26 protein-coding genes are annotated in these 25,657 nt (G+C 51.5%); 9 read left to right on the top strand and 17 right to left on the bottom strand.

The features are described 5' to 3' along the window. Positions 1 to 28: 28 nt before the first annotated feature. The 3 genes from nuoB to lrhA all read right to left on the bottom strand — a co-directional run bounded on the left by nuoB (position 29) and on the right by lrhA (position 2,715). Complete coding sequence (gene nuoB / locus FDX01_RS11525) at positions 29 to 691, bottom strand: NADH-quinone oxidoreductase subunit NuoB (RefSeq protein ID WP_003028075.1); 663 nt, start codon at positions 689 to 691, stop codon at positions 29 to 31. A gap of 15 nt (positions 692 to 706) precedes the next feature. Then, entirely contained in the window at positions 707 to 1,150 is a 444-nt protein-coding gene (nuoA, locus tag FDX01_RS11520) for an NADH-quinone oxidoreductase subunit NuoA (protein WP_003028077.1), read from the bottom strand. A 626-nt stretch (positions 1,151 to 1,776) separates the two neighbouring features. Next, positions 1,777 to 2,715: a transcriptional regulator LrhA gene (lrhA, locus tag FDX01_RS11515; RefSeq protein WP_117343408.1), complete on the bottom strand. Its 939-nt coding sequence runs from the start codon at positions 2,713 to 2,715 to the stop codon at positions 1,777 to 1,779. Positions 2,716 to 3,639: 924 nt separating this feature from the next. Here lrhA and alaA point away from each other — a divergent pair. After that, positions 3,640 to 4,857, top strand: coding sequence for an alanine transaminase AlaA (gene alaA, locus FDX01_RS11510; RefSeq protein ID WP_096756369.1), 1,218 nt, complete (start codon positions 3,640 to 3,642; stop codon positions 4,855 to 4,857). A gap of 207 nt (positions 4,858 to 5,064) precedes the next feature. Then, positions 5,065 to 5,664 carry a 5'-deoxynucleotidase gene (gene yfbR / locus FDX01_RS11505; RefSeq protein WP_137399794.1) on the top strand — a complete coding sequence of 200 codons (600 nt, stop codon included), beginning with the start codon at positions 5,065 to 5,067 and terminating at the stop codon, positions 5,662 to 5,664. A gap of 88 nt (positions 5,665 to 5,752) precedes the next feature. On the opposite strand, the gene FDX01_RS11500 is transcribed toward yfbR, so the two are convergent. The 4 genes from FDX01_RS11500 to yfbV form a co-directional block, all read right to left on the bottom strand. Continuing rightward, positions 5,753 to 7,585 (bottom strand): SLC13 family permease, encoded by a 1,833-nt coding sequence (locus FDX01_RS11500; RefSeq protein WP_135911680.1) that lies wholly within the window; start codon positions 7,583 to 7,585, stop codon positions 5,753 to 5,755. A 77-nt stretch (positions 7,586 to 7,662) separates the two neighbouring features. Next, positions 7,663 to 8,340 (bottom strand): sugar phosphatase, encoded by a 678-nt coding sequence (locus tag FDX01_RS11495; RefSeq protein ID WP_117343406.1) that lies wholly within the window; start codon positions 8,338 to 8,340, stop codon positions 7,663 to 7,665. Beyond that, entirely contained in the window at positions 8,333 to 8,827 is a 495-nt protein-coding gene (locus FDX01_RS11490; RefSeq protein WP_096756365.1) for a YfbU family protein, read from the bottom strand. Before FDX01_RS11490 ends, FDX01_RS11495 begins: the two co-directional genes overlap by 8 nt. Before the next feature lie 83 nt (positions 8,828 to 8,910). Beyond that, the gene (yfbV, locus tag FDX01_RS11485) at positions 8,911 to 9,366 is read right to left on the bottom strand and encodes a terminus macrodomain insulation protein YfbV (protein ID WP_045445597.1); all 456 of its coding nucleotides are present in this window, start codon (positions 9,364 to 9,366) and stop codon (positions 8,911 to 8,913) included. Positions 9,367 to 9,706: 340 nt separating this feature from the next. Here yfbV and ackA point away from each other — a divergent pair, with 340 nt between their 5' ends. The 3 genes from ackA (at position 9,707) to yfcC (ending at position 14,864) form a co-directional block, all read left to right on the top strand. Continuing rightward, entirely contained in the window at positions 9,707 to 10,909 is a 1,203-nt protein-coding gene (gene ackA, locus FDX01_RS11480) for an acetate kinase (RefSeq protein ID WP_115257905.1), read from the top strand. Between the two features lie 75 nt (positions 10,910 to 10,984). Further along, a complete protein-coding gene (gene pta / locus FDX01_RS11475) occupies positions 10,985 to 13,129 on the top strand; it encodes a phosphate acetyltransferase (protein WP_096756363.1) in 2,145 nt (714 codons plus the stop codon). 214 nt (positions 13,130 to 13,343) lie between these two features. Next, positions 13,344 to 14,864, top strand: a complete 1,521-nt coding sequence (yfcC, locus tag FDX01_RS11470; protein ID WP_117343405.1) for a putative basic amino acid antiporter YfcC — start codon at positions 13,344 to 13,346, stop codon at positions 14,862 to 14,864. Between the two features lie 81 nt (positions 14,865 to 14,945). Here yfcC and yfcD read toward each other — a convergent pair whose 3' ends face one another. The 3 genes from yfcD to yfcF are packed head-to-tail and all read right to left on the bottom strand — an operon-like array spanning position 14,946 to position 16,808. Then, on the bottom strand, positions 14,946 to 15,500 hold the full coding sequence (gene yfcD / locus FDX01_RS11465) for an NUDIX hydrolase YfcD (RefSeq protein ID WP_096756361.1): 555 nt from the start codon (positions 15,498 to 15,500) through the stop codon (positions 14,946 to 14,948). 56 nt (positions 15,501 to 15,556) lie between these two features. Next, on the bottom strand, positions 15,557 to 16,108 hold the full coding sequence (yfcE, locus tag FDX01_RS11460; protein ID WP_137399793.1) for a phosphodiesterase: 552 nt from the start codon (positions 16,106 to 16,108) through the stop codon (positions 15,557 to 15,559). 55 nt (positions 16,109 to 16,163) lie between these two features. Further along, positions 16,164 to 16,808, bottom strand: a complete 645-nt coding sequence (gene yfcF / locus FDX01_RS11455) for a glutathione transferase (RefSeq protein ID WP_135911678.1) — start codon at positions 16,806 to 16,808, stop codon at positions 16,164 to 16,166. A gap of 134 nt (positions 16,809 to 16,942) precedes the next feature. Between yfcF and yfcG the strand changes: the two genes are divergently transcribed. The 4 genes from yfcG to FDX01_RS11435 all read left to right on the top strand — a co-directional run bounded on the left by yfcG (position 16,943) and on the right by FDX01_RS11435 (position 19,497). Continuing rightward, positions 16,943 to 17,578 carry a GSH-dependent disulfide bond oxidoreductase gene (gene yfcG / locus FDX01_RS11450; protein WP_137399853.1) on the top strand — a complete coding sequence of 212 codons (636 nt, stop codon included), beginning with the start codon at positions 16,943 to 16,945 and terminating at the stop codon, positions 17,576 to 17,578. A gap of 54 nt (positions 17,579 to 17,632) precedes the next feature. Continuing rightward, positions 17,633 to 17,995, top strand: coding sequence for a dihydroneopterin triphosphate 2'-epimerase (gene folX / locus FDX01_RS11445; RefSeq protein ID WP_096756358.1), 363 nt, complete (start codon positions 17,633 to 17,635; stop codon positions 17,993 to 17,995). Positions 17,996 to 18,014: 19 nt separating this feature from the next. Continuing rightward, positions 18,015 to 18,908, top strand: coding sequence for a TIGR01777 family oxidoreductase (locus tag FDX01_RS11440; protein ID WP_096756357.1), 894 nt, complete (start codon positions 18,015 to 18,017; stop codon positions 18,906 to 18,908). Between the two features lie 70 nt (positions 18,909 to 18,978). Beyond that, positions 18,979 to 19,497, top strand: a complete 519-nt coding sequence (locus FDX01_RS11435) for a GNAT family N-acetyltransferase (RefSeq protein WP_137399792.1) — start codon at positions 18,979 to 18,981, stop codon at positions 19,495 to 19,497. Between the two features lie 31 nt (positions 19,498 to 19,528). Here the strand turns inward: FDX01_RS11435 and hisP are convergent, their stop codons facing one another. The 7 genes from hisP to FDX01_RS11400 form a co-directional block, all read right to left on the bottom strand. Continuing rightward, positions 19,529 to 20,302: a histidine ABC transporter ATP-binding protein HisP gene (gene hisP, locus FDX01_RS11430; RefSeq protein WP_096756355.1), complete on the bottom strand. Its 774-nt coding sequence runs from the start codon at positions 20,300 to 20,302 to the stop codon at positions 19,529 to 19,531. Positions 20,303 to 20,309: 7 nt separating this feature from the next. Further along, complete coding sequence (gene hisM, locus FDX01_RS11425) at positions 20,310 to 21,023, bottom strand: histidine ABC transporter permease HisM (RefSeq protein WP_096756354.1); 714 nt, start codon at positions 21,021 to 21,023, stop codon at positions 20,310 to 20,312. Beyond that, positions 21,020 to 21,706 (bottom strand): histidine ABC transporter permease HisQ, encoded by a 687-nt coding sequence (locus FDX01_RS11420; RefSeq protein ID WP_096756353.1) that lies wholly within the window; start codon positions 21,704 to 21,706, stop codon positions 21,020 to 21,022. Before FDX01_RS11420 ends, hisM begins: the two co-directional genes overlap by 4 nt. Before the next feature lie 186 nt (positions 21,707 to 21,892). Further along, a complete protein-coding gene (gene hisJ / locus FDX01_RS11415) occupies positions 21,893 to 22,675 on the bottom strand; it encodes a histidine ABC transporter substrate-binding protein HisJ (protein WP_096756352.1) in 783 nt (260 codons plus the stop codon). A 246-nt stretch (positions 22,676 to 22,921) separates the two neighbouring features. After that, positions 22,922 to 23,704, bottom strand: a complete 783-nt coding sequence (gene argT, locus FDX01_RS11410) for a lysine/arginine/ornithine ABC transporter substrate-binding protein ArgT (protein WP_096756351.1) — start codon at positions 23,702 to 23,704, stop codon at positions 22,922 to 22,924. Between the two features lie 287 nt (positions 23,705 to 23,991). After that, positions 23,992 to 24,561: a UbiX family flavin prenyltransferase gene (locus FDX01_RS11405; RefSeq protein WP_096756350.1), complete on the bottom strand. Its 570-nt coding sequence runs from the start codon at positions 24,559 to 24,561 to the stop codon at positions 23,992 to 23,994. Positions 24,562 to 24,601: 40 nt separating this feature from the next. Next, the gene (locus FDX01_RS11400; protein WP_117343401.1) at positions 24,602 to 25,615 is read right to left on the bottom strand and encodes a LacI family DNA-binding transcriptional regulator; all 1,014 of its coding nucleotides are present in this window, start codon (positions 25,613 to 25,615) and stop codon (positions 24,602 to 24,604) included. Between the last annotated feature and the right edge of the window lie 42 nt (positions 25,616 to 25,657).

The raw sequence follows: 25,657 nt of genomic DNA, 5'->3' as shown, positions 1-25,657 counted from the left end.
AGGTAATCCCCAGGCCGACAGGCGCAAATTAAATCTCGTCCGGTGTGCGAAGATTCGTTACAGCAATACGTTCGCCACGCTTACGCTCGCGCTCTGACTGCATATTTGCGCGATAAACGCCCTGATCGCCAACCACCCATGAGAGCGGACGACGTTCTTTGCCAATGGAGTCTTGCAGCAGCATCAGTGCCTGCATGTAGGCTTCCGGACGCGGCGGGCATCCCGGGATGTACACATCAACCGGAATAAACTTATCAACGCCCTGCACAACGGAGTAAATATCGTACATACCGCCGGAGTTGGCACATGCGCCCATGGAAATAACCCATTTTGGTTCCAGCATCTGATCGTAGAGGCGCTGAATAACCGGGGCCATTTTGGTAAAGCAGGTGCCGGCCACGACCATCAGGTCGGCCTGACGCGGAGAGGCACGCAGAACTTCTGCGCCAAAACGGGCCACGTCATGCACGGCGGTGAACGAGGTCACCATCTCAACGTAGCAGCAGGAAAGGCCAAAGTTGTATGGCCAAATTGAGTTTTTACGGCCCCAGTTAACCATGTCATGCAGTTTGCCCATGAACACGTTTTTGTTAACTTCTTGTTCCAGGGGGTCGGTTACGATCTCCTGTTTTTGCAGGGGGTAACGGTCGTTCTCACCGTTAGGATCTATGCGGGTGAGCGTATAATCCATCTTAATGCCTCGCGGTTAGCGTTGACGATTAGCGATACTGTTCGTTTCCGGGTTCATACGCTCGCGGCGTGAACGCGCGGGCGTCCAGTCCAGCGCGCCAATACGCACCAGATAAACCAGACCTGCCAGTAACACAAAAATAAAAATTGCAGCTTCCACAAAGCCAATCCAGCCGCTTTCACGGATAGATGTTGACCATGCAAAAAGATACAGCGCTTCAACGTCGAAGATAACGAAGAACATGGCTACCAGGTAAAACTTGGCAGACAGGCGCAAGCGGGCGGTGCCGACCGAGTCGATACCTGATTCAAACGGCACGTTTTTAGATCTCGCGCGCGCGCGACCCCCTAAAAACCAGCCGCCGACGAGCATCAGGCAGCACAGGCCAATAGCAACAATAAGAAAGATAGCGAATGCCCAGTGATGAGCGATGATTTCAGTGGATGTTGACATACTCATTGCTTACTCATCAAAAGTAGCGCCAAATTCTCTGCTCTTTACGGCAGATGAACGCCACATCGATTCATGGGGAGGAATAAAAAAAACCTTACAATCACTGTAGAAAACCATTTATACAGCCAATTGATGGGGTTTTTTACTCCTTTCTATAACCTTTTGTCAACTTTAACAAAAGTTTCCTCACATTATTTTACACCAATTCAGTATCATTAACATAAAGTGCTATTTAGACTCATTTCAGTCCTGTCATTAGCCAATTTTAATGTTGTTGAATCGTGTCCGTAGTGAAGTAAAAAAGATAATACACCTCTATTTTGACAGGAATTCGTGCAGATGCCTCCCCCTAAATGTGAGTATTTTCTTGATCTGTGACACGCTTTTGTTAATCCATCATAAAAAACAGCAACAATTTCTCTAGTTTTTTAACATGAAAATAATAGGCCCTTCTTTTGTTTATTTTTTGCTCAATTTAATCGAAAATCTTTTACCTACTGATTTTATTCACTTTTCATTTACAAACAGGCCATAGACTGCCTGTTTTGTATAAAAAAAGAGCCACTGGAAGTTATTTCATCTTTAGTGGCTCTTTTTTGCACTTACATTTTAAAACGATTATTTGTGACGCATTACTCAAAGTCACCTTCAACGATCAGCGAATCATCTCCCCCTTCAGGGGTAAACTGATTGTATTGCCATGGGTTTTGGTACGTTTGCATCGACTTAAAGATAACCTGAGCTAACTCGTTTTGCGTGCTGGTATCGCAGCACAGCAGGTATTCGGTTTCTGGCAACGGTGGCAAACCATCCACCGCACCTAACACGCGCAAGTCCGGACTCATCATTTCTACCGGACGGGCCGTGACGCCCAATCCTGCTTTTACTGCAGCGCGAACCGCAGGCAATGTTGACGCCACATAGGCCAAACGCCACGGGATCTGCGCAGCATTTAGCGTAGACAGCACGATATCGCGAAACGGGCTGGGATCGTCCAGCAGGACCAGCGGCACCGGTTCCCCTTTTTGCAGGATGTATTCAGCCGCACAATACCAGTGCGTCGGAGAGGTACGCAGATTCAGGCACTCGAAATCCCCAGGGCGGTTGGTGGTCACCACCAAATCCACTTCCTGTGACTTCAGCATATCCACCATAAAGGCGTTACGCTTGACCCTCACATCCAGCGCAAGCTTCGGATAAACCGAACTGATGCGGTTGAGCAAAAACGGCAGTATCGTATCGGCGGATTCATCAGAGGCGCCAATAGTTAACACGCCCTGAAGATTATTGAACATTAATGATGAGCAAGCCTCATCATTGAAGCGCAGAATTTTTCTGGCGTAACCCAACAGCTGGATACCGTGTTCCGTCAGCAGTTTGTTACGTCCATGGCGCGCGAACAACTCTTTCCCGACAAGTTGCTCGAGGCGTTGCATTTGCTGGCTCACCGCAGACTGAGTGCGACATACCGCAGCAGCCGCAGCCGCGAAAGTATTCAGATCGGCAACAGCAACAAACGTTCTCAGCAGATCGAGATCGAGGTTAATTATCGGACGATTTGCATTTATCATAAATTTTCACTTACTCGCGGGTCATTCCGGGTTAATGCTGTGCATTCAGAAACAAAAATTCCATTTGTAATGTGCCTGCCTCGTAGTTTCACTTAGTGTAACTAAGTGAAAATAAGGATGTATTAGATGTAACAACTGAAACAACCCTCTTACTTCGCTATATAATGCGCCGCATGGCTCATCAGAATATAGCAAAGAGAAAGCGCCATTTTTTAGCTACAGGCAGATTCTTACTAATGGAAAACATGTAAATTTTGTAAATATGAAAAAATAGTTTATGGACGTCAATTTACACATTAAAATCTAATTTTTCAGTATGTTATGGACAACATGTCAGCATTAGAATTATCAAAGAACATACGCAACACACCATTTCATGGGACTTATCTTAACCCAAAACCACTATATTTATAAGTGTTATCGTGAATAATCTGATGCGCAAAGGTGTTATGTCAGGCTAGCCGTTTTCGTATTATTAACGCATTCAATAAGCGCTGTTTAAATATTAAATAATAATTAATTAAAATTTCCACCATTCATTAATTATGCTTAACAATAGATTCACACTGTAGCGCTGACCGATCATGCCGATAACAGGCAGTGGAGATAAGTGTTCCGTATTTCCGAATTCTTCTTTTCACCCCAGAGAACGATTGCTTTCGTGCCCGATACATAACTATTTATTACCAGATAAACGACCACAACACTGGCATCACATCAAAACAGATAACTACGAAATATATATTAATAAGAATAAAACTCTAAATTATAATGATTTAACAGCCATTAACGGTTGATTATAACTGCATAGTTCATCAAAATCTTCTGCTAAAGACCCTTCAAAATGCACCGTTGGAAGAGTACATTGTTCTGTGCTGACTTCCACGGCAGGGAGTGGCATTCACAGCTAAAAGGTCAAGATTCATGTCCCCTATTGAAAAATCCAGCAAATTAGAAAATGTCTGTTATGACATTCGTGGCCCAGTTCTGAAAGAAGCAAAGCGTCTGGAAGAAGAAGGCAATAAGGTTCTGAAACTAAACATCGGCAACCCAGCGCCATTCGGGTTTGAAGCACCGGATGAAATTCTGGTTGATGTGATCCGTAATTTGCCTACCGCGCAAGGGTATTGTGACTCAAAAGGCCTTTATTCCGCCCGCAAAGCCATCATGCAGCATTATCAGGCACGTGGGATGCGCGATGTTACCGTGGAAGACATTTATATCGGCAACGGTGTTTCCGAATTGATCGTGCAGGCGATGCAGGCATTGCTGAACAGCGGGGACGAAATGCTGGTACCTGCGCCTGACTATCCGCTGTGGACGGCGGCGGTATCGCTTTCCAGCGGTAAGGCTGTGCACTACCTGTGTGATGAATCCTCTGACTGGTTCCCGGACCTCGACGATATTCGCGCCAAAATTACCCCTCGCACGCGTGGGATTGTTATTATCAACCCCAACAACCCTACCGGCGCAGTCTATTCTAAAGAGCTTCTGCTGGAGATTGTTGAAATTGCACGTCAGCATAATCTCATTATCTTTGCTGACGAGATTTACGACAAAATTCTTTATGATGACGCAGAGCACCATTCTATTGCCCCGCTGGCACCGGACCTGCTGACCATCACCTTCAACGGCCTGTCAAAAACGTACCGTGTTGCGGGTTTCCGTCAGGGCTGGATGGTACTGAACGGACCGAAGAAACACGCGAAAGGGTATATTGAAGGTCTGGAAATGCTAGCGTCTATGCGTTTATGCGCCAACGTTCCAGCACAGCATGCTATTCAAACCGCACTGGGCGGATACCAAAGCATTAGCGAATTCATCATGCCTGGCGGACGTCTGTATGAACAGCGCAACCGTGCCTGGGAATTACTCAACGACATTCCCGGCGTTTCTTGCGTGAAGCCGCGCGGCGCACTGTACATGTTCCCGAAAATTGACGCCAAACGCTTCAATATTCATGACGACCAGAAAATGGTTCTCGACTTCCTGTTACAGGAAAAAGTGCTGCTGGTGCAGGGCACAGCCTTCAACTGGCCGTGGCCGGATCACTTCCGTATCGTGACGCTGCCGCGTATTGACGATATCGAAATGTCGCTAAGCAAATTTGAGCGCTTCCTGTCTGGCTATCACCAGCTGTAAGTCGAAAATCAGCAACCGGAATACTCTAAATAATTCGAGTTGCAGGAAGGCGGCTACGCAATGAATCCCCAGAAGCTTACAAAAGTAAGTGACTGGGGTGAATGAAGAAAGCCAACGCGCATGCGACTTGTATTATGACGAGTATTTGCATCTGACAGCCTTCTCTGCGCAAAATGACTCTTAGGTTGCCATCATATAAGGGTCGTTATGAAGCAGAGCCATTTTTTTGCCCACCTCTCCCGTCTGAAACTCATTAACCGCTGGCCGCTGATGCGCAACGTGCGCACCGAAAACGTATCTGAACACAGTCTGCAAGTCGCGATGGTTGCGCATGCGCTGGCGGCAATCAAGAACCGCAAGTTCGGCGGTCAGGTTAACGCGGAACGCATTGCCCTGCTGGCGATGTACCACGATGCCTCCGAAGTGCTGACCGGTGACCTCCCGACCCCGGTGAAATACTTTAACTCGCAAATCGCCCAGGAATATAAAGCCATTGAGAAAATTGCCCAGCAGAAACTGGTCGACATGGTACCCGATGAACTGCGCGATATTTTTGCGCCGTTAATTGATGAACACGCCAGCAGCGAAGAAGAGCGCACAATTGTTAAACAGGCCGATGCGCTTTGCGCCTATCTGAAGTGCCTTGAGGAACTTTCAGCCGGAAATAATGAGTTTCTGCTTGCGAAAACGCGGCTGGAAAAAACGCTGGAATCGCGTCGCAGTGAAGAGATGGACTATTTTTTAGACGTATTTGTACCGAGTTTCCATCTCTCGCTGGATGAAATTAGCCAGGACTCACCATTGTAAATTTGCGGCGACGTTGCCTTTGTAGGCCGGATAAGAGGTTTACGTCGCCATCCGCCTACAAGACCCGCGAAACGACACCAGGGAAGCATTAGAACGGAAACAGCATCGGGATCATCACAATACAGACCACCATGACAATCAGTGTAAACGGCACGCCAATCTTCACGAAGTCGCTGAAGCTGTAGTTACCCGGTCCCAGTACCAGCGTGTTAACCGGTGACGATACCGGCGTCATAAAGGCTGCAGATGCCGCCATCGCAATGACCATCGCAAAAGGATACGGTGAAACGCCCATCGACTTCGCTGCCGCCAGTGCAATCGGCGCCATCAACACCGCCGTCGCGGTATTCGAAATAAATAACCCGATGGTGGCGCACAGTACGAACAGACAGCCCAGCATCATGTACGGCCCGTATCCCCCACCCACGTCCATCAGGCCTTTCACTACCAGATCGACGCCACCGGTTTTTTGCAGGGCCAGCGCAAAAGGCATCATTCCGACAATTAAAATAATGCTCGGCCAGTGAATGGCTTTATACGCACTTTCTGCGTCAATACAGCGGAATTTACCCATCAGCAGGCAGGCGATAATCGCAGCAACCGTATTGGGGATTTCATCGGTCAGCATCAGGGCAACCATCAGGACCAGGCAGAAAATCGCATGCGGTGCCTGGCTGTGCGCCGGAGACGCTTCACTGACCTCAACGGGCATATTCAACACCACAAAATCGCGTCCCTTTTTCCCCAACGCGGTGATCAGTTTCCAGTTACCCACGACCAGAATAATATCGCCCATCAGCAGCGGCTCATTGACGACCGCCCCGGCTAGCGCCGCGCCATCACGCTTTAATCCGACAACGTTAAGTCCATAGCGGGTACGAAATCCAATCTCCCGCACCGTTTTACCGATCAATTCCGATTCCGGGATCAGCGAAATTTCCGCCATACCCACATCCAACGCCTGCTCGGAGAAATATTCGCCGCGCAGCACCATCGGCTCCAACAACTGCTCGCTACAAAATTCGCGCAGGTCGACATCGGCTGAAGACATATCGATCAACAAAACATCACGGGCACGAAACTCAGAAACACCGTTTACGTCAACAATGACGCGGCGAAAACGACGCCAGCGCTCAACGCCAATGACGTTCGCCCCGTAGCGTTCACGCAGTTTTAAATCGTCCAGACGTTGACCAATCATCGGTGAGCCGGGGCGAATAGCCAGTCGGCGCGCGCGTCCCGTAAGGCGATATTCTTTGATCAAATCGCGAAAAGTCCGGCGCTTCCAGACATCGCCCTGCTGACCGGCATCATCACCCTTCAGCATAAAGCGCATCAGCAGCATATAAATAATGCCGAGCACCAGCACCACCAGACCCAGAGGCGTCACGCTAAAGAAGCTGAAACCGTTAAGCCCTTCGCGCAGGAGTTCACTGTTGACGACCAGGTTAGGCGGCGTTGCCACCAGCGTCATCATGCCGCTGATCAATCCGGCAAAGCTGAGCGGCATCATCAAGCGTGAAGGTGAGGTTTGCATGCGCATGGAGACGCTTAAGACAACCGGGATAAAGATAGCGACAACGCCGGTAGAACTCATGAACGCGCCGAGTCCGGCGACGGTTATCATCAGCAGCACCAGCATTTTAACCTCGCTGCTGCCAGCGACCTTCACCAGCCAGGCCCCCATCACGGTCGCCACCCCGGTGCGCACCAGGCCGTCGCCAATAATAAACAGAGCGGCTATCAAAATAACGTTAGGATCGCTGAAACCGGAGAAGGCCTCAGAAATGCTCAGCGTTCCACTCAAAACAAAAGCAATAATGACCAGCAAAGCGACCGCATCCATACGCACTCTGCCCGTCGCAAACAAGACCACGGCAACTGCCAGCAATGAGAGAACCCAGATCAATTCACCGTTCACAACATATCCTTGTTAAATGAGAGGGATGGACCGATTCTGCCATAAAAAAGCCCCAACAATCTGGGGCTAAATCATGTTCAGGTATTTCTTACAACGACCACATTTCCGTTGGGTTGTTTAGTCACGGAAATATGCTCCAGACTGGTCAGCGCAAAATCGACCTCATCCAGACGCGGCGTATCCGCCGGCGCGTTCACAGCGATGACATGACACCCTGCCGCCAGACCAGAGAGCACCCCGGCTGGCGCATCCTCAACAACGGCACATTCACGCGGCGCAAGACCCAGCAGTTGCGCGCCTAACAGATAGGCGTCAGGCTCTGGCTTACCTCTTTTTACCCGCTCGGCAGTGACAAACACTTCCGGAGCAGGCAGACCCGCAACACGATGGCGCGCCCGCGCCACCGGCATGGATCCCGACGTGACGATCGCCCAGGGGATCCCGGCTTTATTGAGGTGATTGAGTAAATCCACCGCTCCTGGCAGTGCGGTGATGCCTGCGGTCTCCGTTGCCTCTATTTGCTCCAGGCGCGTAAATTCTGCGGCAATATCTGCCTCTGACTTACCCACCATAAAGTGTCGCAAGGAAGTAATCGCCTGCTTACCGTGAATAAAACCCAGCACCTCATCGTGGTCAAGCCCAAAACGATCGGCCCAGTTGCACCATGCACGTTCTACCGCAGGTAAGGAATCGACCAGCGTACCATCCAGATCAAACAGAAAGCCTTTGCACTGCACGCTCGCCCCCTCAGGCATTAATGATTTGGTTAATTTCATTCGCGCTCAGGTGGTACTGACGCGGGCAAGAATGCCAGACACTCAACATACGCTGATATTTTTCCCACATCGGCGTCTGGGCGTTAAAACCATGCGTCCCGGCATCAAAGTGGGTATAACGCCCTTCCACATTGACCATAAAACGCACGTATCCGAGGAAGCGCGCTTCCGTTGCGGCATCAAAGCCCAAAAATGTGACGCGGCGCTCATCAATGGACTGGGCGTCTTTAAGGTTAGTCCATGAAACATGTAATGCGTGATACATCTCCATGATATCGATAATTGTGCGGCAGGTTTCTTCTGTCAGCTCACCAAACTCACGATCGAGCTCGCGCATCTGCAAGCCATAACCGCGTTCAATAATCGTCTGTAAACGACGATAACGCTCGGCGTTGGTTGGATCGAGCATAGTCATCATTTTGTACTGGTTAGATAAAATGAGACGTTGAGCGTTGGTCATTTCCATTTGGGACTCCTGTATCACTACTGCTGCGATGAAAAAAAAGAAGGCATCTTATGCCTTCTTTTATATGCGTAATCAGGGGTCAATTACAAATCATCGAGAAAAGTTTTATCCAGTTGTTTGAAGGCGCGCTTAAGCGTGTCAGCTAGCGCTTGATAATCAGGCTTCCCTTCCACCGGAGCTAGTGCCTGGCCGGCCTCTTGTAATTTACCCCGGACTTCATAGAACCAGTTGAGAATCGAGGGCGGCAACGGCGTAACGGAACGTTTACCTAACCACCACATGCCCTGCATTGGCAGGCTGAGCGCAAACAGCGCGGTCGCTACGGCCGGTCCCAGTTGCCCACCCAGCGCGATTTGCCAGCACAGGGTAAAGACGGCAATCGGCGGCATAAAACGGGTCGCGTAACGCGTCATGCGGATTACGCGATTCTCAACAAATACGGGCGCCAGGCGCTTTTCCATCGGCCACGTCTTAGCGTAGTGCTGCCCCCGGCGAAACAAACTGAAAAAATTTACGGAGCGATTATCCGGTGTCGACATGGCGGTTACCTCAACTTCACATATAAAATTTAAAAAATTTGTGCAAAACAACAACTGCAAGGGACATCGTTCAAAACATTTTGTCTTCGATACCCACAATCAGGTATCCTGTGTCGGCCTGTAAGGCCTTTAGTCCAAAATCATTGAGTCGTCAAATTGGCATACAGTATGCCATTGGCTGAAAAATACGCAAAATGACATAGACTCAAAGGTATTTATTCCATCATGCCCAAAAAGACAACGGCGCATGATGTTAATCATAAACGTCGGTGTCATCATGCGCTACGCTCTTTGGCTCCATGACGTTTTTTTAGCCACGTATCCATAAATAGGTACTTCCATGTCGAGTAAGTTAGTACTGGTTCTGAACTGCGGTAGCTCCTCACTGAAATTTGCCATCATCGATGCAGTAAACGGTGAAGAATACCTTTCTGGTTTAGCCGAATGTTTCCATCTCCCAGAAGCACGTATCAAGTGGAAAATGGACGGCGGTAAACAAGAAGCGGCTTTAGGTGCAGGCGCCGCTCACAGTGAAGCGCTGAACTTCATCGTTAACACTATTCTGGCACAAAAACCGGAATTGTCCGCGCAATTGACTGCGATTGGTCACCGTATCGTACACGGCGGCGAGAAGTATACCAGCTCCGTGGTTATCGATGATTCCGTTATTCAGGGCATCAAAGATTCTGCCTCTTTCGCACCGCTGCACAACCCGGCTCACCTGATCGGTATTGCAGAAGCGCTGAAATCTTTCCCTAATCTGAAAGACAAAAACGTGGCCGTGTTTGACACCGCGTTCCATCAGACTATGCCGGAAGAGTCTTACCTCTACGCTCTGCCGTACAGCCTGTACAGAGAGCACGGTGTTCGTCGCTATGGCGCACACGGCACCAGCCACTTCTTCGTCACTCAAGAAGCGGCAAAAATGCTGAACAAACCGGTTGATGAACTGAACATCATCACTTGCCACCTGGGCAACGGTGGTTCTGTGTCTGCTATCCGTAACGGTAAATGTGTTGATACCTCCATGGGTCTGACCCCGCTGGAAGGTCTGGTGATGGGTACGCGTTCCGGTGACATCGACCCGGCGATTATCTTCCACCTGCACGACACCCTGGGCATGAGCGTTGACCAAATCAACAAAATGCTGACCAAAGAGTCTGGCCTGCTGGGCCTGACCGAAGTCACCAGCGACTGCCGCTATGTTGAAGACAACTACGAGACCAAAGAAGACGCTAAACGTGCAATGGACGTTTACTGTCACCGTCTGGCGAAATACATCGGTTCTTACACTGCACTGATGGACGGTCGTCTGGACGCCGTCGTCTTCACCGGTGGTATCGGTGAAAACGCCGCGATGGTTCGTGAACTGTCCCTGGGCAAACTGGGCGTTCTGGGCTTTGACGTTGACCACGAACGTAACCTGGCCGCACGTTTCGGCAAATCTGGTTTCATCAACAAAGAAGGTACCCGTCCTGCGGTGGTTATCCCAACCAACGAAGAACTGGTTATCGCGCAAGACGCGAGCCGTCTGACTGCCTGATTTCACACCGCCAGCCTAGCTGGCGGTGCTGTTTTGTAACCCGTCGAAATCGACGGTAACGAAAGAGGATAAACCGTGTCCCGTATTATTATGCTGATCCCTACCGGAACCAGCGTCGGTCTGACCAGCGTCAGCCTTGGCGTGATCCGTGCAATGGAACGTAAAGGCGTAAGTCTGAGCGTCTTTAAGCCGATCGCTCAACCGCGTGCCGGTGGCGATGCGCCAGACCAGACTACTGCGATTGTCCGTGCGAACTCGTCTCTGCCAGCCGCTGAGCCGCTGAAGATGAGCCACGTTGAGTCTCTGCTCTCCAGCAATCAGAAAGATGTGCTGATGGAAGAGATCATCGCAAACTACCACGCGAACACCAAAAATGCTGAAGTGGTGCTGGTTGAAGGCCTGGTCCCAACCCGTAAGCACCAGTTCGCTCAGTCTCTGAACTACGAAATTGCGAAAACGCTGAATGCAGAAATCGTCTTCGTAATGTCTCAGGGCACTGACACCCCGGAACAGCTGAACGAGCGTATTGAACTGACTCGCAGCAGCTTCGGCGGCGCTAAAAATACCAACATCACCGGCGTTATCGTTAACAAACTGAACGCACCGGTTGATGAGCAGGGCCGTACTCGCCCGGATCTGTCCGAAATTTTTGACGACTCCTCCAAAGCGAAAGTGGTTAAAGTTGACCCGGCTAAACTGCAAGAATCCAGCCCGCTGCCGGTTCTGGGCGCGGTGCCGTGGAGCTTTGATCTGATCGCCACTCGTGCAATCGATATGGCGCGTCACCTGAACGCCACCATCGTTAACGAAGGCGATATCAATACCCGTCGCGTGAAGTCTGTGACTTTCTGCGCACGCAGCATTCCGCACATGCTCGAGCATTTCCGTGCCGGTTCTCTGCTGGTGACCTCTGCCGATCGTCCTGACGTGCTGGTTGCAGCATGCCTGGCGGCAATGAACGGCGTAGAAATCGGTGCTCTGCTGCTGACTGGCGGTTACGAAATGGACGCGCGCATTACAAAACTGTGCGAACGTGCATTCGAAACCGGCCTGCCGGTATTCATGGTAAACACCAACACCTGGCAGACCTCCCTGAGCCTGCAGAGCTTCAACCTGGAAGTCCCGGTTGACGATCACGAGCGCATCGAGAAAGTTCAGGAATACGTTGCTAACTACATCAACGCTGACTGGGTTGAATCCCTGACTGCGACCTCTGAGCGCAGCCGTCGTCTGTCTCCGCCAGCGTTCCGCTACCAGCTGACCGAGCTGGCGCGTAAAGCAGGCAAACGCGTAGTTCTGCCAGAAGGCGACGAACCGCGTACTGTTAAAGCGGCAGCTATCTGTGCTGAACGTGGTATCGCGACCTGCGTACTGCTGGGTAACCCGGATGAAATCACCCGTGTTGCAGCGTCTCAGGGCGTTGAACTGGGCGCAGGCGTAGAAATCGTTGACCCGGATGTGGTTCGCGAAAGCTACGTGGCCCGCCTGGTCGAACTGCGTAAAAACAAAGGTATGACTGAAACCGTTGCCCGCGAACAGCTGGAAGACAACGTGGTTCTCGGTACCCTGATGCTGGAGCAGGACGACGTTGACGGCCTGGTTTCCGGTGCTGTTCACACCACCGCAAACACCATTCGCCCACCGCTGCAGCTGATCAAAACTGCACCGGGCAGCTCTCTGGTGTCTTCTGTGTTCTTCATGCTGCTGCCGGATCAGGTTTACGTTTACGGCGACTGCGCGATCAACCCGGATCCGACTGCAGAACAGCTGGCAGAAATCGCCATCCAGTCCGCAGACTCCGCAACGGCCTTCGGTATTGAACCTCGCGTAGCGATGCTCTCCTACTCTACCGGCACCTCTGGTGCAGGTAGCGACGTTGAGAAAGTCCGCGAAGCAACGCGTCTGGCTCAGGAAAAACGTCCAGACCTGATGATCGACGGTCCGCTGCAGTACGACGCCGCTGTTATGGCTGACGTTGCGAAATCTAAAGCGCCGAACTCTCCGGTTGCAGGTCGCGCTACCGTGTTCATCTTCCCGGATCTGAACACCGGTAACACCACCTACAAAGCGGTACAGCGTTCTGCCGACCTGATCTCCATCGGGCCGATGCTGCAGGGTATGCGCAAGCCGGTGAACGATCTGTCTCGTGGCGCGCTGGTAGACGATATCGTCTACACCATCGCACTGACCGCGATCCAGTCTTCCCAGCAACAGCAGTAATTTTCTGCGTGTGTCGGATAGTGGCGCCAAGCGCCTTATCCGGCCTACACATCATGCTCATGAAAGCCGGAAATAGCTGATATTTCCGGCTTTTTTATCTCCGCAATTGCAGTCGCAAATTCTGAAAATTTTGCTTAGCTGCGCTGCATCAATGAATAACTATTCTTCTCTTCTCATACTTAGTCTCTTTGCTTTGCAACAGGGATAGTCTGTCATGTCTGCAGTTACAGAATCACAATCCGCGAAAAAATGGGCTATGCCCGATACGCTGGTGATTATTTTTTTCGTCGCTATTTTAACCAGCCTGGCCACCTGGGTTGTTCCCGTCGGCATGTTCGACAGTCAAGAAGTGCAGTACCAGGTTGATGGGCAAACCAAAACCCGTAAAGTGGTCGATCCCCACTCTTTTCGCATTCTGACCAACGATGCCGGCGAAGAGCAGTATCACCGGGTGAAATTTTTCACCACCGGCGATGAAAGTCCCGGGCTGATGAATTTTCCGTTCGAAGGGTTAACCTCCGGCTCTAAATTCGGTACTGCCGTTGGCATCATTATGTTTATGCTGGTGATCGGCGGCGCGTTTGGCATTGTTATGCGCACCGGAACCATTGATAACGGCATCCTGGCGCTCATCCGCCATACCCGGGGTAACGAGGTCTTGTTCATCCCGGTGCTGTTTATCCTCTTCTCATTGGGTGGCGCGGTCTTTGGTATGGGAGAAGAGGCGGTCGCCTTTGCCATTATCATCGCCCCACTCATGGTGCGCTTAGGTTACGACAGTATTACCACCGTGCTGGTGACCTACATTGCCACCCAAATCGGCTTTGCCAGTTCATGGATGAACCCGTTCTGTGTGGTTGTCGCACAGGGCATTGCAGGCGTCCCGGTACTCTCCGGCTCTGGTTTGCGTATCGTGGTGTGGGTCGTTGCCACAATGATTGGCCTGACTTTTACGCTGGCCTACGCAACACGCATCAAGAAAAACCCCCTGCTATCCCGCGTTCATGAATCAGACCGTTTTTTCCGCGAACAGCAGGACGAGGTGGTAGAGCGACGCTTCACGCTGGGTGACTGGCTGGTACTGATCGTCCTCACTGCGGTAATGATCTGGGTTGTCTGGGGCGTTATCGTCAACGCATGGTTCATTCCTGAAATCGCCAGCCAGTTTTTCACTATGGGTCTGGTGATTGGCATTATCGGCGTTGTCTTCCGGCTCAACGGAATGACGGTTAACATCATGGCTTCCTCATTCACTGAGGGGGCACGCATGATGATTGCCCCGGCCCTGCTGGTCGGTTTTGCCAAGGGGATATTACTGCTGGTTGGTAATGGTGAGGCAGGCGATGCGAGTGTGCTGAATACCCTGCTGCACAGCATCGCCAACGGCATTAGCGGCCTGGACAATGCCATTGCGGCGTGGTTTATGCTGCTGTTCCAGGCGGTATTTAATTTCTTCGTCACTTCCGGTTCGGGCCAGGCAGCGCTCACTATGCCACTGTTAGCGCCTCTGGGCGATCTGGTCGGCGTAAACCGTCAGGTGACCGTGCTGGCCTTCCAGTTTGGTGACGGATTCAGCCACATTATCTATCCAACATCAGCATCATTAATGGCGACGTTAGGCGTTTGCCGGGTGGACTTCCGTAACTGGCTGAAGGTAGGTGCCACACTGCTGGGCCTGCTGTTTATTATGTCCAGCGTGGTGGTGATTGGTGCGCAGATAATGGGGTATCACTAATTCACAACGCCGGTTGGCGATGTCAAAGCGTGTCACCCGGCCTACCCGATTGCATTACTGGGTAGGCTGGATAAGCGGTGTTTACTCCGCCTCTTCCTGTTTTTCGGCTTTCGCCCCTTCATTCTTGGCGTTGCGGGTCATCCACAGCGCCAGCGCTTTCAGCGAGTCCGGTGTGAACTCATCACAGCGCGCGGTAATTTCTTCCGGCGTTAGCCAGCAGACTTCGCTAATTTCTTCTTCCTGCAGCGCGAACGGACCGTGGGATACGCAGCTAAACAGCCCTCCCCATACGCGACAGTGTTGGTCTTCAAAATAAAACTGACCGTGTTCAGCAAACGGTACGCCTGCAATGCCCAACTCTTCTTCCGCTTCACGGCGGGCAGATTCAAGCATTTGCTCATCAGCCTGAACAACACCACCCGCGGTAGCATCCAGCATGCCGGGCAAAAAATCTTTTGTCTCGGTACGACGCTGAACCAGAATTTTGCCCATACCATCATGCACGACGATATACGTTGCGCGATGACGTAAGCGCTGCGCCCGCATTTGTTCACGGCTGGACTGTGCGATGACTTCATTGTCTTCATTCACAATATCCACCCATTCCGTACTTGCCAAACGATGCTGTTCCACCATCAGGAAACCTTCTTTTTTCTAGCGCTCTTACGGCGCGTTTACGTTTGTGGGGTAACTTACGGATTAATCTCGATCTGCGCAATGATACTTTGATCATTGAGTGCCATTACGCTGAGAACATTATCATCCAGAATCCCGTAACTTGCCGTAAAACCCCCTTTCGGAATACTGACCGAGCCGGGGTTAAAGTGGTAAATATCACCACGCTTCTCGGCAACCGGCAGATGCGTATGCCCATAAATCAGCACATCACCCGCATTCAGCACCGGGAGGTTTTCCGGGCCATAAAGATGCCCATGCGTCAAAAAGAGCCGCTGATTATCCATCAGAACCTGCTGCCATGGCGCAGTTATTGGAAAATGCAGGAGCATCTGATCCACTTCGCTATCGCAATTACCACGTACCGCAATAATACGTGACGCCAGCGCGTTCAAGCGGTCAGCAACCTGCGCAGGTGCATAACCTTGTGGCAGCGCATTACGCGGTCCGTGGTTTAAAATATCACCCAATATCACCAGCCATCGCGCCCCGCTTTGGGCAAACAGTTCAAGTACGCGCTCCGTGGCTGGCAACGACCCATGAATGTCCGATGCGAACATCAGCTTCATCACTCACTCCTCGTCGTATAATACCGTTTAATGATACTGGATTATCGCTCGATTATCAGCAGGAACGCTTCGCTGAAAGCGCGATAAAACGTTGTACCGAAGCCCGCTGCCACTGGAAGGTGGCGTAGTCGGCTAACGCCTGTGGAACGTCATCTCCGTTTAGCACCAGACGATTAAGCATTAGCGCTAAATCACAATCTGCGATACACCATTCGCCAAATAAATTTTGTTTCCCATGAGCAAGCAAACTTCCCGCCGTGGCGAACAATTTTTCTGCGCTGGCTTTACCCGCTTCACTCAACGGCGCTTTCTTCACCCCGGCAAACACAACGTCCGTGGAACGTTCTTCACGAATAGGCATCAGGTCGCTGCGGATCCACGCCTGAACCTGGCGGGCACGCGCGCGTTTTTGCACATCATGCGGATAGATGCGTTCCCACTGCGGCGGCGAGAAGGTCTCTTCCAGGAACTCGGCAATCGCCGATGATTCGCTCAATTCAAAACCGTCAATCTCAAGAACCGGGACGCGACGCGTCAGCGCATATCCTTGCCAGGTGGGTTGTAAATGCTCGCCCGCACTGAGATCAACGGTTTTCAGCGTAAAAGGCAGCCCTTTCTCCTGTAGCGCAACGTAAACGGACAACACATAGGGGGAGAAAAAGTTGGCATCTGACCACAGCGTAATTGCAGGTTTGCTCATAATGACCTCGGGATTGGATTGGCTAGCTTTCAAAATATAGAGTCTTTCTCACCCTGTCACTTGATGAAAACTCACGCACGCCAACAGGCTCTATACTTGTCATGACCCGGTTCATCACTCAACGGACGCTGAAAATGATCGACCTCTACTACACACCAACGCCCAACGGTCACAAAATCACGCTGTTTCTCGAAGAGGCGCAGTTGAAATACCGTCTGATTCCTGTCGATATCAGCAAAGGGAATCAATTTCATCCGGATTTTCTGCAGATCTCGCCGAACAATAAAATCCCTGCCATTATCGATAACGCCCCGGAGGACGGCGGTAAGCCGCTCAGCCTGTTTGAATCGGGTGAAATTTTGCTGTATCTGGCGGAGAAGAGCGGCAAGCTGCTCAGCGGTGAATTACGCGAACGCCACACCACGTTGCAGTGGCTGTTCTGGCAGGTGAGCGGTCTGGGTCCCATGTTGGGCCAGAATCATCATTTTAATCATTTTGCCCCCCAAACCATCCCTTACGCCATTGAGCGCTATCAGGTTGAAACTCAGCGTCTGTACAACGTGATGAACAAACGTCTGGAAATATCCCCCTGGTTAGGTGGCGATCACTACAGCATTGCGGATATTGCTTGCTGGCCGTGGATTCATGCTCATCAGCGTCAGCGTATCGACCTCGATACCTATCCGGCGGTTAATAACTGGTACGAACGCATTCGTACCCGTCCCGCCACGGAACGTGCGCTGCAGCACGCACCGAGTGAGAACCGGTAACGCGATTCGATTCTCGTGTATCATTAAGAGGTTCATACATGGAGGAAACCTGCAATGTCACAACCTGACGCAATTATTCGTATAAAAAACCTTCGTCTGCGCACGTTTATTGGCATCAAAGAAGAGGAGATCCTGAACCGTCAGGATATCGTCATTAACATCGCCATCCACTACCCGGCAGACAAAGCCCGCGCCAGCGAAGATATCAACGATGCGTTGAATTATCGCACCATTACCAAGAGCATTATTTCGCACGTAGAGAGTAACCGCTTCTCATTGTTAGAAAAATTAACCCAAGATGTGCTCGATATCGCACGCGAACATCACTGGGTCACTTATGCTGAAGTAGAGATCGATAAACTTCACGCATTGCGTTACGCCGACTCCGTGTCCATGACGCTGAGCTGGCAGCGCTAATCGTTATCCGGGAGGCAATATGCAGATTCTGATTACCGGTGGTACTGGCCTGATTGGACGCCATCTGATCCCCCGCTTGCTGGAATTGGGGCATCAGATAAGCGTTGTAACACGTACCCCTGATAAGGCCCGTCAGATTCTGGACTCCCGGGTTACGCTGTGGAAAGGGCTGGAGGACAGGCCCAACCTCAATGGCATCGACGCGATTGTTAACCTTGCCGGAGAGCCCATCGCCGATAAGCGCTGGACGGCTGAGCAAAAGGAGCGTTTGTGCCAAAGTCGCTGGGGTATCACCCAGAAACTGGTCGATTTAATCAACGCCAGCGATACGCCACCGACGGCGTTGATCTCAGGTTCGGCTGCCGGATACTACGGTGACTTAGGTGAAGTCGTCGTCACGGAAGAAGAACCGCCGCACAATGAATTTACCCATAAGCTCTGCGCCCGGTGGGAGCAAATTGCCTGCGGCGCGCAAAGCGATAACACGCGCGTATGCCTGCTGCGTACCGGTGTCGTACTGGCACCTGCGGGCGGTATCCTCGGAAAAATGGTTCCGCCGTTTCGCCTTGGTCTGGGCGGCCCCATCGGTAACGGACGTCAGTATCTGGCCTGGATCCATATTGATGATATGGTCAATGCGATCATCTGGCTGCTGGATAACGATTTGCGTGGCCCATTCAATATGGTCTCGCCGTACCCGGTGCGTAATGAGCAATTTGCCCATGCGCTGGGCCATGCGCTGAATCGCCCTGCTGTCTTACGCGTTCCCGCAACCGCAATGCGCTTGCTGATGGGGGAATCCTCGGTGCTGGTTCTCGGCGGTCAGCGCGCATTACCTAAGCGGCTGGAAGCGTCTGGTTTTGCGTTTCGCTGGTATGATTTAGAGGAAGCACTGGCCGACGTCATTCGATAAGCGCGAAGACTGTTCACTGTCGCCATTACGGTGGTAAGGTTATAAGCCTGACTTCTGTAATGGCGAATTTATGGCGATAATTACCACCCCGCGACTTATCCTCTCCCCGTTTCAACCGACTGACTGGCCGTTTTTCCTGCGACTACGCGAAAACCCGGACATCATGCGCTTTATGGGCACTATCTCCCCGATAAAAGAAACACGCCTGCTGTTCGCCCGGCGCCTTAATGCACCCCATACGTTTGTCATCCGCCAACATCATGACACGACTCCGCTCGGTGATATTGGTTTGCAGATTAGTCATCACTTTCCGCAAGAGGCTGATATTGGCTATTGCATTATTTCACGCGCTCAGGGAAAAGGGATTGCCAGTGAAGCGGTACGCGCGGTGTGCGACTATGCCTTTGAACACGCTGGCGTAATGGCGATAAACGCGTGGGTGCTGGCGGACAACAAAGGCTCAGTACGCATACTGGAAAAGACCGGTTTTGCGCACACACAGGTGCTCGAGCAAGCCTATGAAGTGAATGGTGTGCATTATGACGACTGGGGTTATCGTCTGGAGTGCGGGAAGCCGAAGGCCCGGTAAGCAACAAAAACGCCACCGGGCAATCGAGCGCTTATTTCAGCGATCCTTTAAGGAACTGCTGTAAACGTGGACTTTGCGGATTACCGAAGACCTGCTCCGGATCGCCTTCTTCTTCAATTTTCCCCTGATGCAGGAAAATCACGTGCGTGGAGACATGACGGGCAAACCCCATTTCGTGGGTGACGACCACCATGGTTTTCCCCTCTTCGGCCAGCTGTTGCATGATACGCAATACTTCCCCCACCAGCTCTGGGTCAAGCGCTGACGTCGGTTCATCAAACAGCAGAACCTCCGGCTCCATAGCCAGCGCGCGCGCAATGGAGACACGCTGCTGCTGACCACCGGACAGGTGCACCGGATACTTACCCTGAGCGCGTTCATCAATACCCACTTTAGCCAGATATTTCACCGCACGCTCGCGGGCTTCCTGCTTGTTCAGCCCTAATACCTGAATCGGCGCTTCCATGACGTTTTCCAGCACCGTCATGTGGCTCCACAGGTTAAAGTGTTGAAAGACCATGGTCAGGCGCGTACGCAGCAGGCGCAGCTGATTTTTATCCGCCACCTTAAGCTGACCGTCTTTGTCACGGACCAGGCCAATGTTCTGACCGCTGACCACAATCGACCCGGCGCTCGGTTTTTCAAGAAAGTTAATACAGCGCAGGAACGTACTTTTGCCAGAGCCTGACGAGCCGATAATACTGATCACATCACCCGCATTGGCCTGCAGCGATACCCCTTTCAGCACTTCATGTTCGCCGTAGTGTTTGTGTAAATCGATAACGTTTAATTTATTCTCAGACATCATGTTCTCAGTGCGTCGAAGGTTTTACATGCTGCAACCAGCGTTTTTCCGCTTTACGGAACAGACTGATCAGGACATACGAAATCATCAAATACAGCACGGCGGCAATACCGAAGGCGGTAAACGGCTGGTAGGTCGCCGAGTTGATATCGCGGGCAATTTTCAACAAATCCGGTACCGTGGCCGTAAAGGCCAGCGCCGTTGAGTGCAGCATTAAAATAACCTCATTGCTGTACGCAGGCAGCGCAATACGCAATGCGGAGGGCAAAATAATGCAGCGATACATCTTGAATGAAGAAAAACCGTAAGCGCGCGCGGCTTCAATCTCACCATGAGGCACCGAACGAATCGCCCCGGCAAAGATCTCGGTGGTATAGGCGCAGGTATTCAGCGTTAATGCCAGCACGGTGCAATTCAGCCCGCTGCGGAAAAACGCGTTGAGAAGGTCCGTCCCTTTGACAATTTCCAGCGTGTACATCCCGGAATAAAACACCAGTAGCTGAACGTAAAGCGGCGTGCCACGGAAAATATAGGTAAATAGCCAAATGGGGAACTGGATAAACTTATTGCTGGATACGCGACCAATCGCCAAAAACAGCGCCAGAATGCCGCCCATCACTACGGATGAAATCAGCAACCACAGGGTGATCGCTACGCCGGTAAAGCGATAGCCGTCGGTCCACAGCAGGGATTTCCAGTACTCCTGAATAATCTCAATCACAGGTCAGCCCTCTTCACACCCACAGAGTAGCGGCGCTCAAGGTACAGCAGCACACCATTAGACACGGTGGTAAACACCAGATAGATAAGCCCGCACACGACGGCAAAATAGAATGGCTCCCAGGTGCTCTTCCCGGCAAGCTGCGTCGCTTTCACCACGTCTTCCAGTCCGAGCAGCGAAACCAGCGCCGTCGCCTTCAAAATGACCTGCCAGTTATTGCCAATCCCCGGCAGCGCGTAGCGCATCATCGCCGGGAACATAATCCGGCGAAAAATCTGCGAAGAGGTAAACCCAAACGCCGTCGCCGCTTCAATATGGCCTCTTGGAACCGCCATAAACGCGCCACGGAACGTTTCAGTAAAATAGGCCCCGTAGATAAAACCGAGCGTAATAATCCCCGCCACCATCGGATCAATATCAATCTGGCTGATACCAACCGCGTCAGTGACCGTGTTCAGTGCGATTTGTAATCCGTAGAAAATGAGCAACATCAAGACGAGATCGGGTACCCCACGGATCAACGTCGTGTACCCTTCGAAAATCAGCGCCATTGCCCGGCTTTGCGACAGCTTTGCGCCCGCGCCGACAAGGCCTATCAGAACCGCCAGTACCACCGAGCTAAGAGCAAGCTCAAGCGTCACGATTGCGCCCTGTAAAATAACACCTGAAAAGCCATACAACATGCTGCCTGTCCTGTCGTGTGTGGTGAAGTAAGAAGCCTCTTTTGATTTCAGACAAACTGTTAAATGCCGGATGGCGGCGTTGCCTTATCCGGCCTACAAAATCGCTGTAGGCCTGATAAGCGCAGCGCCATCAGGCATAAATTCAACACGTCAAAAATCTACGGGCTTTATCAGCACCAGCGGTGATTAACCGCCATAAACATCAAAATCAAAGTACTTTTTCGCCAGCTTCTCGTAAGTTCCGTCAGCGCGCATTTCTGCAAACGCTTTATTCAGTGCTTCGCGCAGTTCGTTATCCTCTTTGCGCAGCCCCATACCGGTACCCACTCCGAACAATTTCTCGTCTTTCACAGACGGGCCGCCGAATTTGTAATCTTTGCCTACCGGCTGCTTCAGGAAACCTTCGCTGGCCGCAACTTCATCCTGGAACGCGGCGTCAATACGCCCGGCCGTCAGGTCAGAGTAGATATTGTCCTGCCCCTGATAGGAGACAATTTCAATACCTTTCGGCGCCCAGTGTTCATTGCCAAACGTTTCCTGAGTCGTGCCCTGCAGTACACCGACACGCTTACCTTTCAGCGATTCAATGGTCGGCTGGATAGCCGAATCTTTCGCAACCACCAGACGAGAGTCTGCTGCATAAAGCTTGTCGGTAAAGGCGATTTCCTGCTGACGTTTTTCAGTGATCGAAAGTGACGACATGATGGCATCAATTTTCTTCGCTTTTAACGAAGGGATCAGCGCATCCAGCGGGTTTTCAACGAAGGTACATTGTGTATTAATACGCTTGCACAGTTCTTTTGCCAGATCGATGTCAAAACCGACTAATTCACCCTGCGAATTTTTCGATTCAAACGGGGCATAAGTGGGGTCGGTACCGATCCGCACTTTTTGCGGAATAGCGGCAAATGCTGCGGTAGCACTGGAGAACGCCAGAACCAGAGAAAGAGACAACACCAGTTTTTTCATAACTATCCTCAACAGACTGTCTTATATAGGGGATCTTTACAGGACCAGGTGCAGTTATCGTGCCATTAATCAGGCCAACATGGCAAAGCATTCTGCCCTGTTGGCGGTATTTTTTTGCATGAAAAGCGCTTAAGTATGCATTCATGCTCATTATGTCAGCGATAAAAGCACCAAAATAGTGCACTGTAACTATCATGCACCGTAATCGTTCCCCGTTACGGTGCAATCGCTTCCCGTATTGGCGTATTAGTCGCCGTAGACATTAAAGGCAAAGTACTTTTTCGCCATTTTGTCGTAAGTCCCATCCTGACGCAGTTCGCCGAGCGCTTTATTAAAGGCCGCTTTCAGCTCTGCGTCATCTTTGCGTAAGCCAATCCCGGTTCCGTCACCAAAGTACTTTTTGTCTTTTACCGAAGGACCCGCAAAATCGTAGTCCTTGCCCGCAGGCTGTTTCAGGAATCCTTCGCTAGCCGCAACTTCATCCTGCAACGCGGCATCCAGACGTCCTGCCGTCAGGTCAGAATAGATAAGATCCTGGTTCGCATAGGCCACCACATCCACGCCTTTGCTGCGCCAGGTATCGTTAGCATAGGCTTCCTGGGTTGAGCCTTGCAGTACGCCAACATGTTTTCCCTTCAGCGAATCAAGGGTCGGTTGGATCGGGGAACCCTTCGCAGCAATCAGACGTGAGTCTGCGGCGTAAAGTTTGTCTGAGAACGCGATTTCTTGCTGGCGCTTTTCGGTAATAGACAGAGAGGAGATAATGGCATCGATTTTCTTCGCTTTCAGAGAGGGGATCAGCGCATCAAAGTCACTGGCAACCCAGGTACATTTGATCTGCATACGTTTACACATCTCATTGCCGAGATCGATATCAAACCCGACAAAATCCCCTTTGGCATCTTTAGAGGAAAAAGGGGCGTAGGTGGTATCTGTACCAATACGAACTGTCTGCGGAAGCGCTGCGTAGCTGGCCGCGGTGGCGGAAAGTCCTACCAGCAATGACAAAGCAAGTACCGTCTTCTTCATACATAACCCTCAAGTGGCGAAATTTTATTATGTTTTACGTTGTGTTGTGTGTTTGCAGACTTTTTCATGCAGGTCTTATGCCATTTTCGCGTCGATGAGGATATTCGACGTTAAATATGTTAATAAAACGTTGCAATATTGTCCTGATTTTGAAGATAGCAGGTATGACGGTTGAACCGCAGCGTTTCGTTACGTTTTAACGAATTAAATGTTGAGGATATGATCGCGGTTACAAAATTGCCCTGAAACAGGGCAAGGAATGCAGATATGCACGCTGGCGGAGCGGCTTATGCCCCCTGCCAGCGGGTAAACAGATCGTGCGGGAGAGCAATGTCGAACTGGTCGAGCACACGGTTAACCGTTTGATTAATCACATCATCAAGCGTCTGGGGACGATGATAAAACGCCGGAACCGGCGGCATAATTACCGCGCCTATTTCCGCCGCCTGGGTCATCAATCGCAGATGCCCCAGATGTAGCGGTGTCTCACGTACGCATAGCACCAGCGGACGACGCTCTTTCAGCACCACGTCAGCGGCGCGGGTCAGCAGCCCATCGGTATAACTGTGGACGATACCAGAGAGCGTTTTAATGGAACAAGGCAGAATGACCATCCCCGCCGTCTGGAATGAGCCAGATGAAATACTGGCGGCGATATCACGCGCGTCGTGATTCACATTGGCTAATGCCTGCACCTCACGTACGGACAGGTCTGTTTCCAGCGCCAGGGTCTGACGCGCCGCCGCACTCATTACCAGATGGGTTTCCACATCAGCAACGTCACGCAAAACCTGTAACAGCCGCACGCCATAAATTGCACCGCTGGCGCCAGAAATACCAATGATGAGTCGTTTCACTGTGAGAGCCCTTTGTTCTTCATGGCGTGACTGTGCCGGATTACCGCGTAGGGTGCAACTGTGAATGTGCGGTCGCACTCAGCGAGCTTTCGCGGATCACCAGCCGCACCGGCAGCAGTAAATTTCGCTCATGTTGCTCGCTGAGCAGTAAACGAAACGCATCTCGCCCAAGCTCGCGCTTATCTACCGCCACAGTGGTTAACGCCGGATGCGCCCAGGCAGCGGCATCGATGTCATCAAAGCCAACAATCGCGATATCTTGCGGCACGTTAATCCCCTTACGCGCGCAGACGCGCATCGCCACCAGCGCGGCAATATCGTTATAGGCAAAGATAGCATCCGGCGGCTGCGGCAGAGCTAACAGTTTGTCCATGCCCTCGACCAGCGCCTGTTCAATATCTTTGACCGGCGGTGCTTCAACACGGTACTCCGCGGGTAAAGACAGCCCGGCGTCAAATAACGCCTGCTGATATCCTTCTACGCGCTGGCGGATACTGTAATGGCGCTGCGAATGGCCGAGAAACGCAATGCGTTTGCGCCCTTGTTCAAGCAGATGCCGTGTCGCAATGAAGCCCCCATGAAAGTTATCCGGATTGACGCAGGGAAAATCCGCTGCCCACAGATCCACCAGCGTGACCGGCAGTGCCAGTTTACGCAGCTCGACCAGAGTTTCCGTTTCCAGATACCCTGCGGCAATCAGCGCGTCAGGCTGATGCAAATTAATGAGTTCAGCCAGCGAATCTTCCGGGCCAATCGGCAAGAAACTCATAGCAATATCGTTTTCCCGGCAGGCGTCAGCCACCCCAAGCATCACGCTGGAATAGAACGGCAATGCACTGGCTATATTGTGCTCGCGGTGCAGCAGAAACAGCAGCCGCTTAATGCGGCCACTGCGTAAACGACCGAAATCGTAACCTTCAGACTCGGCAATCGCCAGTATCCGCTGTCGGGTCTCTTCGCTCAGTCCTGGCTGCCCTTTCAGGGCCCGGGACACGGCGGCAATCGACACACCGCACGCCATTGCAATATCTTTGATTCGGGTCTTGTTTGCCATTCCGTTCGTTTTTACCTGTCACGCGTGGTTAAGCCGATGTCG

The organism is Citrobacter sp. wls613 (assembly GCF_005281195.1).
Classification (GTDB): domain Bacteria; phylum Pseudomonadota; class Gammaproteobacteria; order Enterobacterales; family Enterobacteriaceae; genus Citrobacter; species Citrobacter gillenii.
The sequence above is the reverse complement of the archived record's forward strand: the minus strand, read 5'-3'. Positions and strand labels throughout refer to the sequence as shown.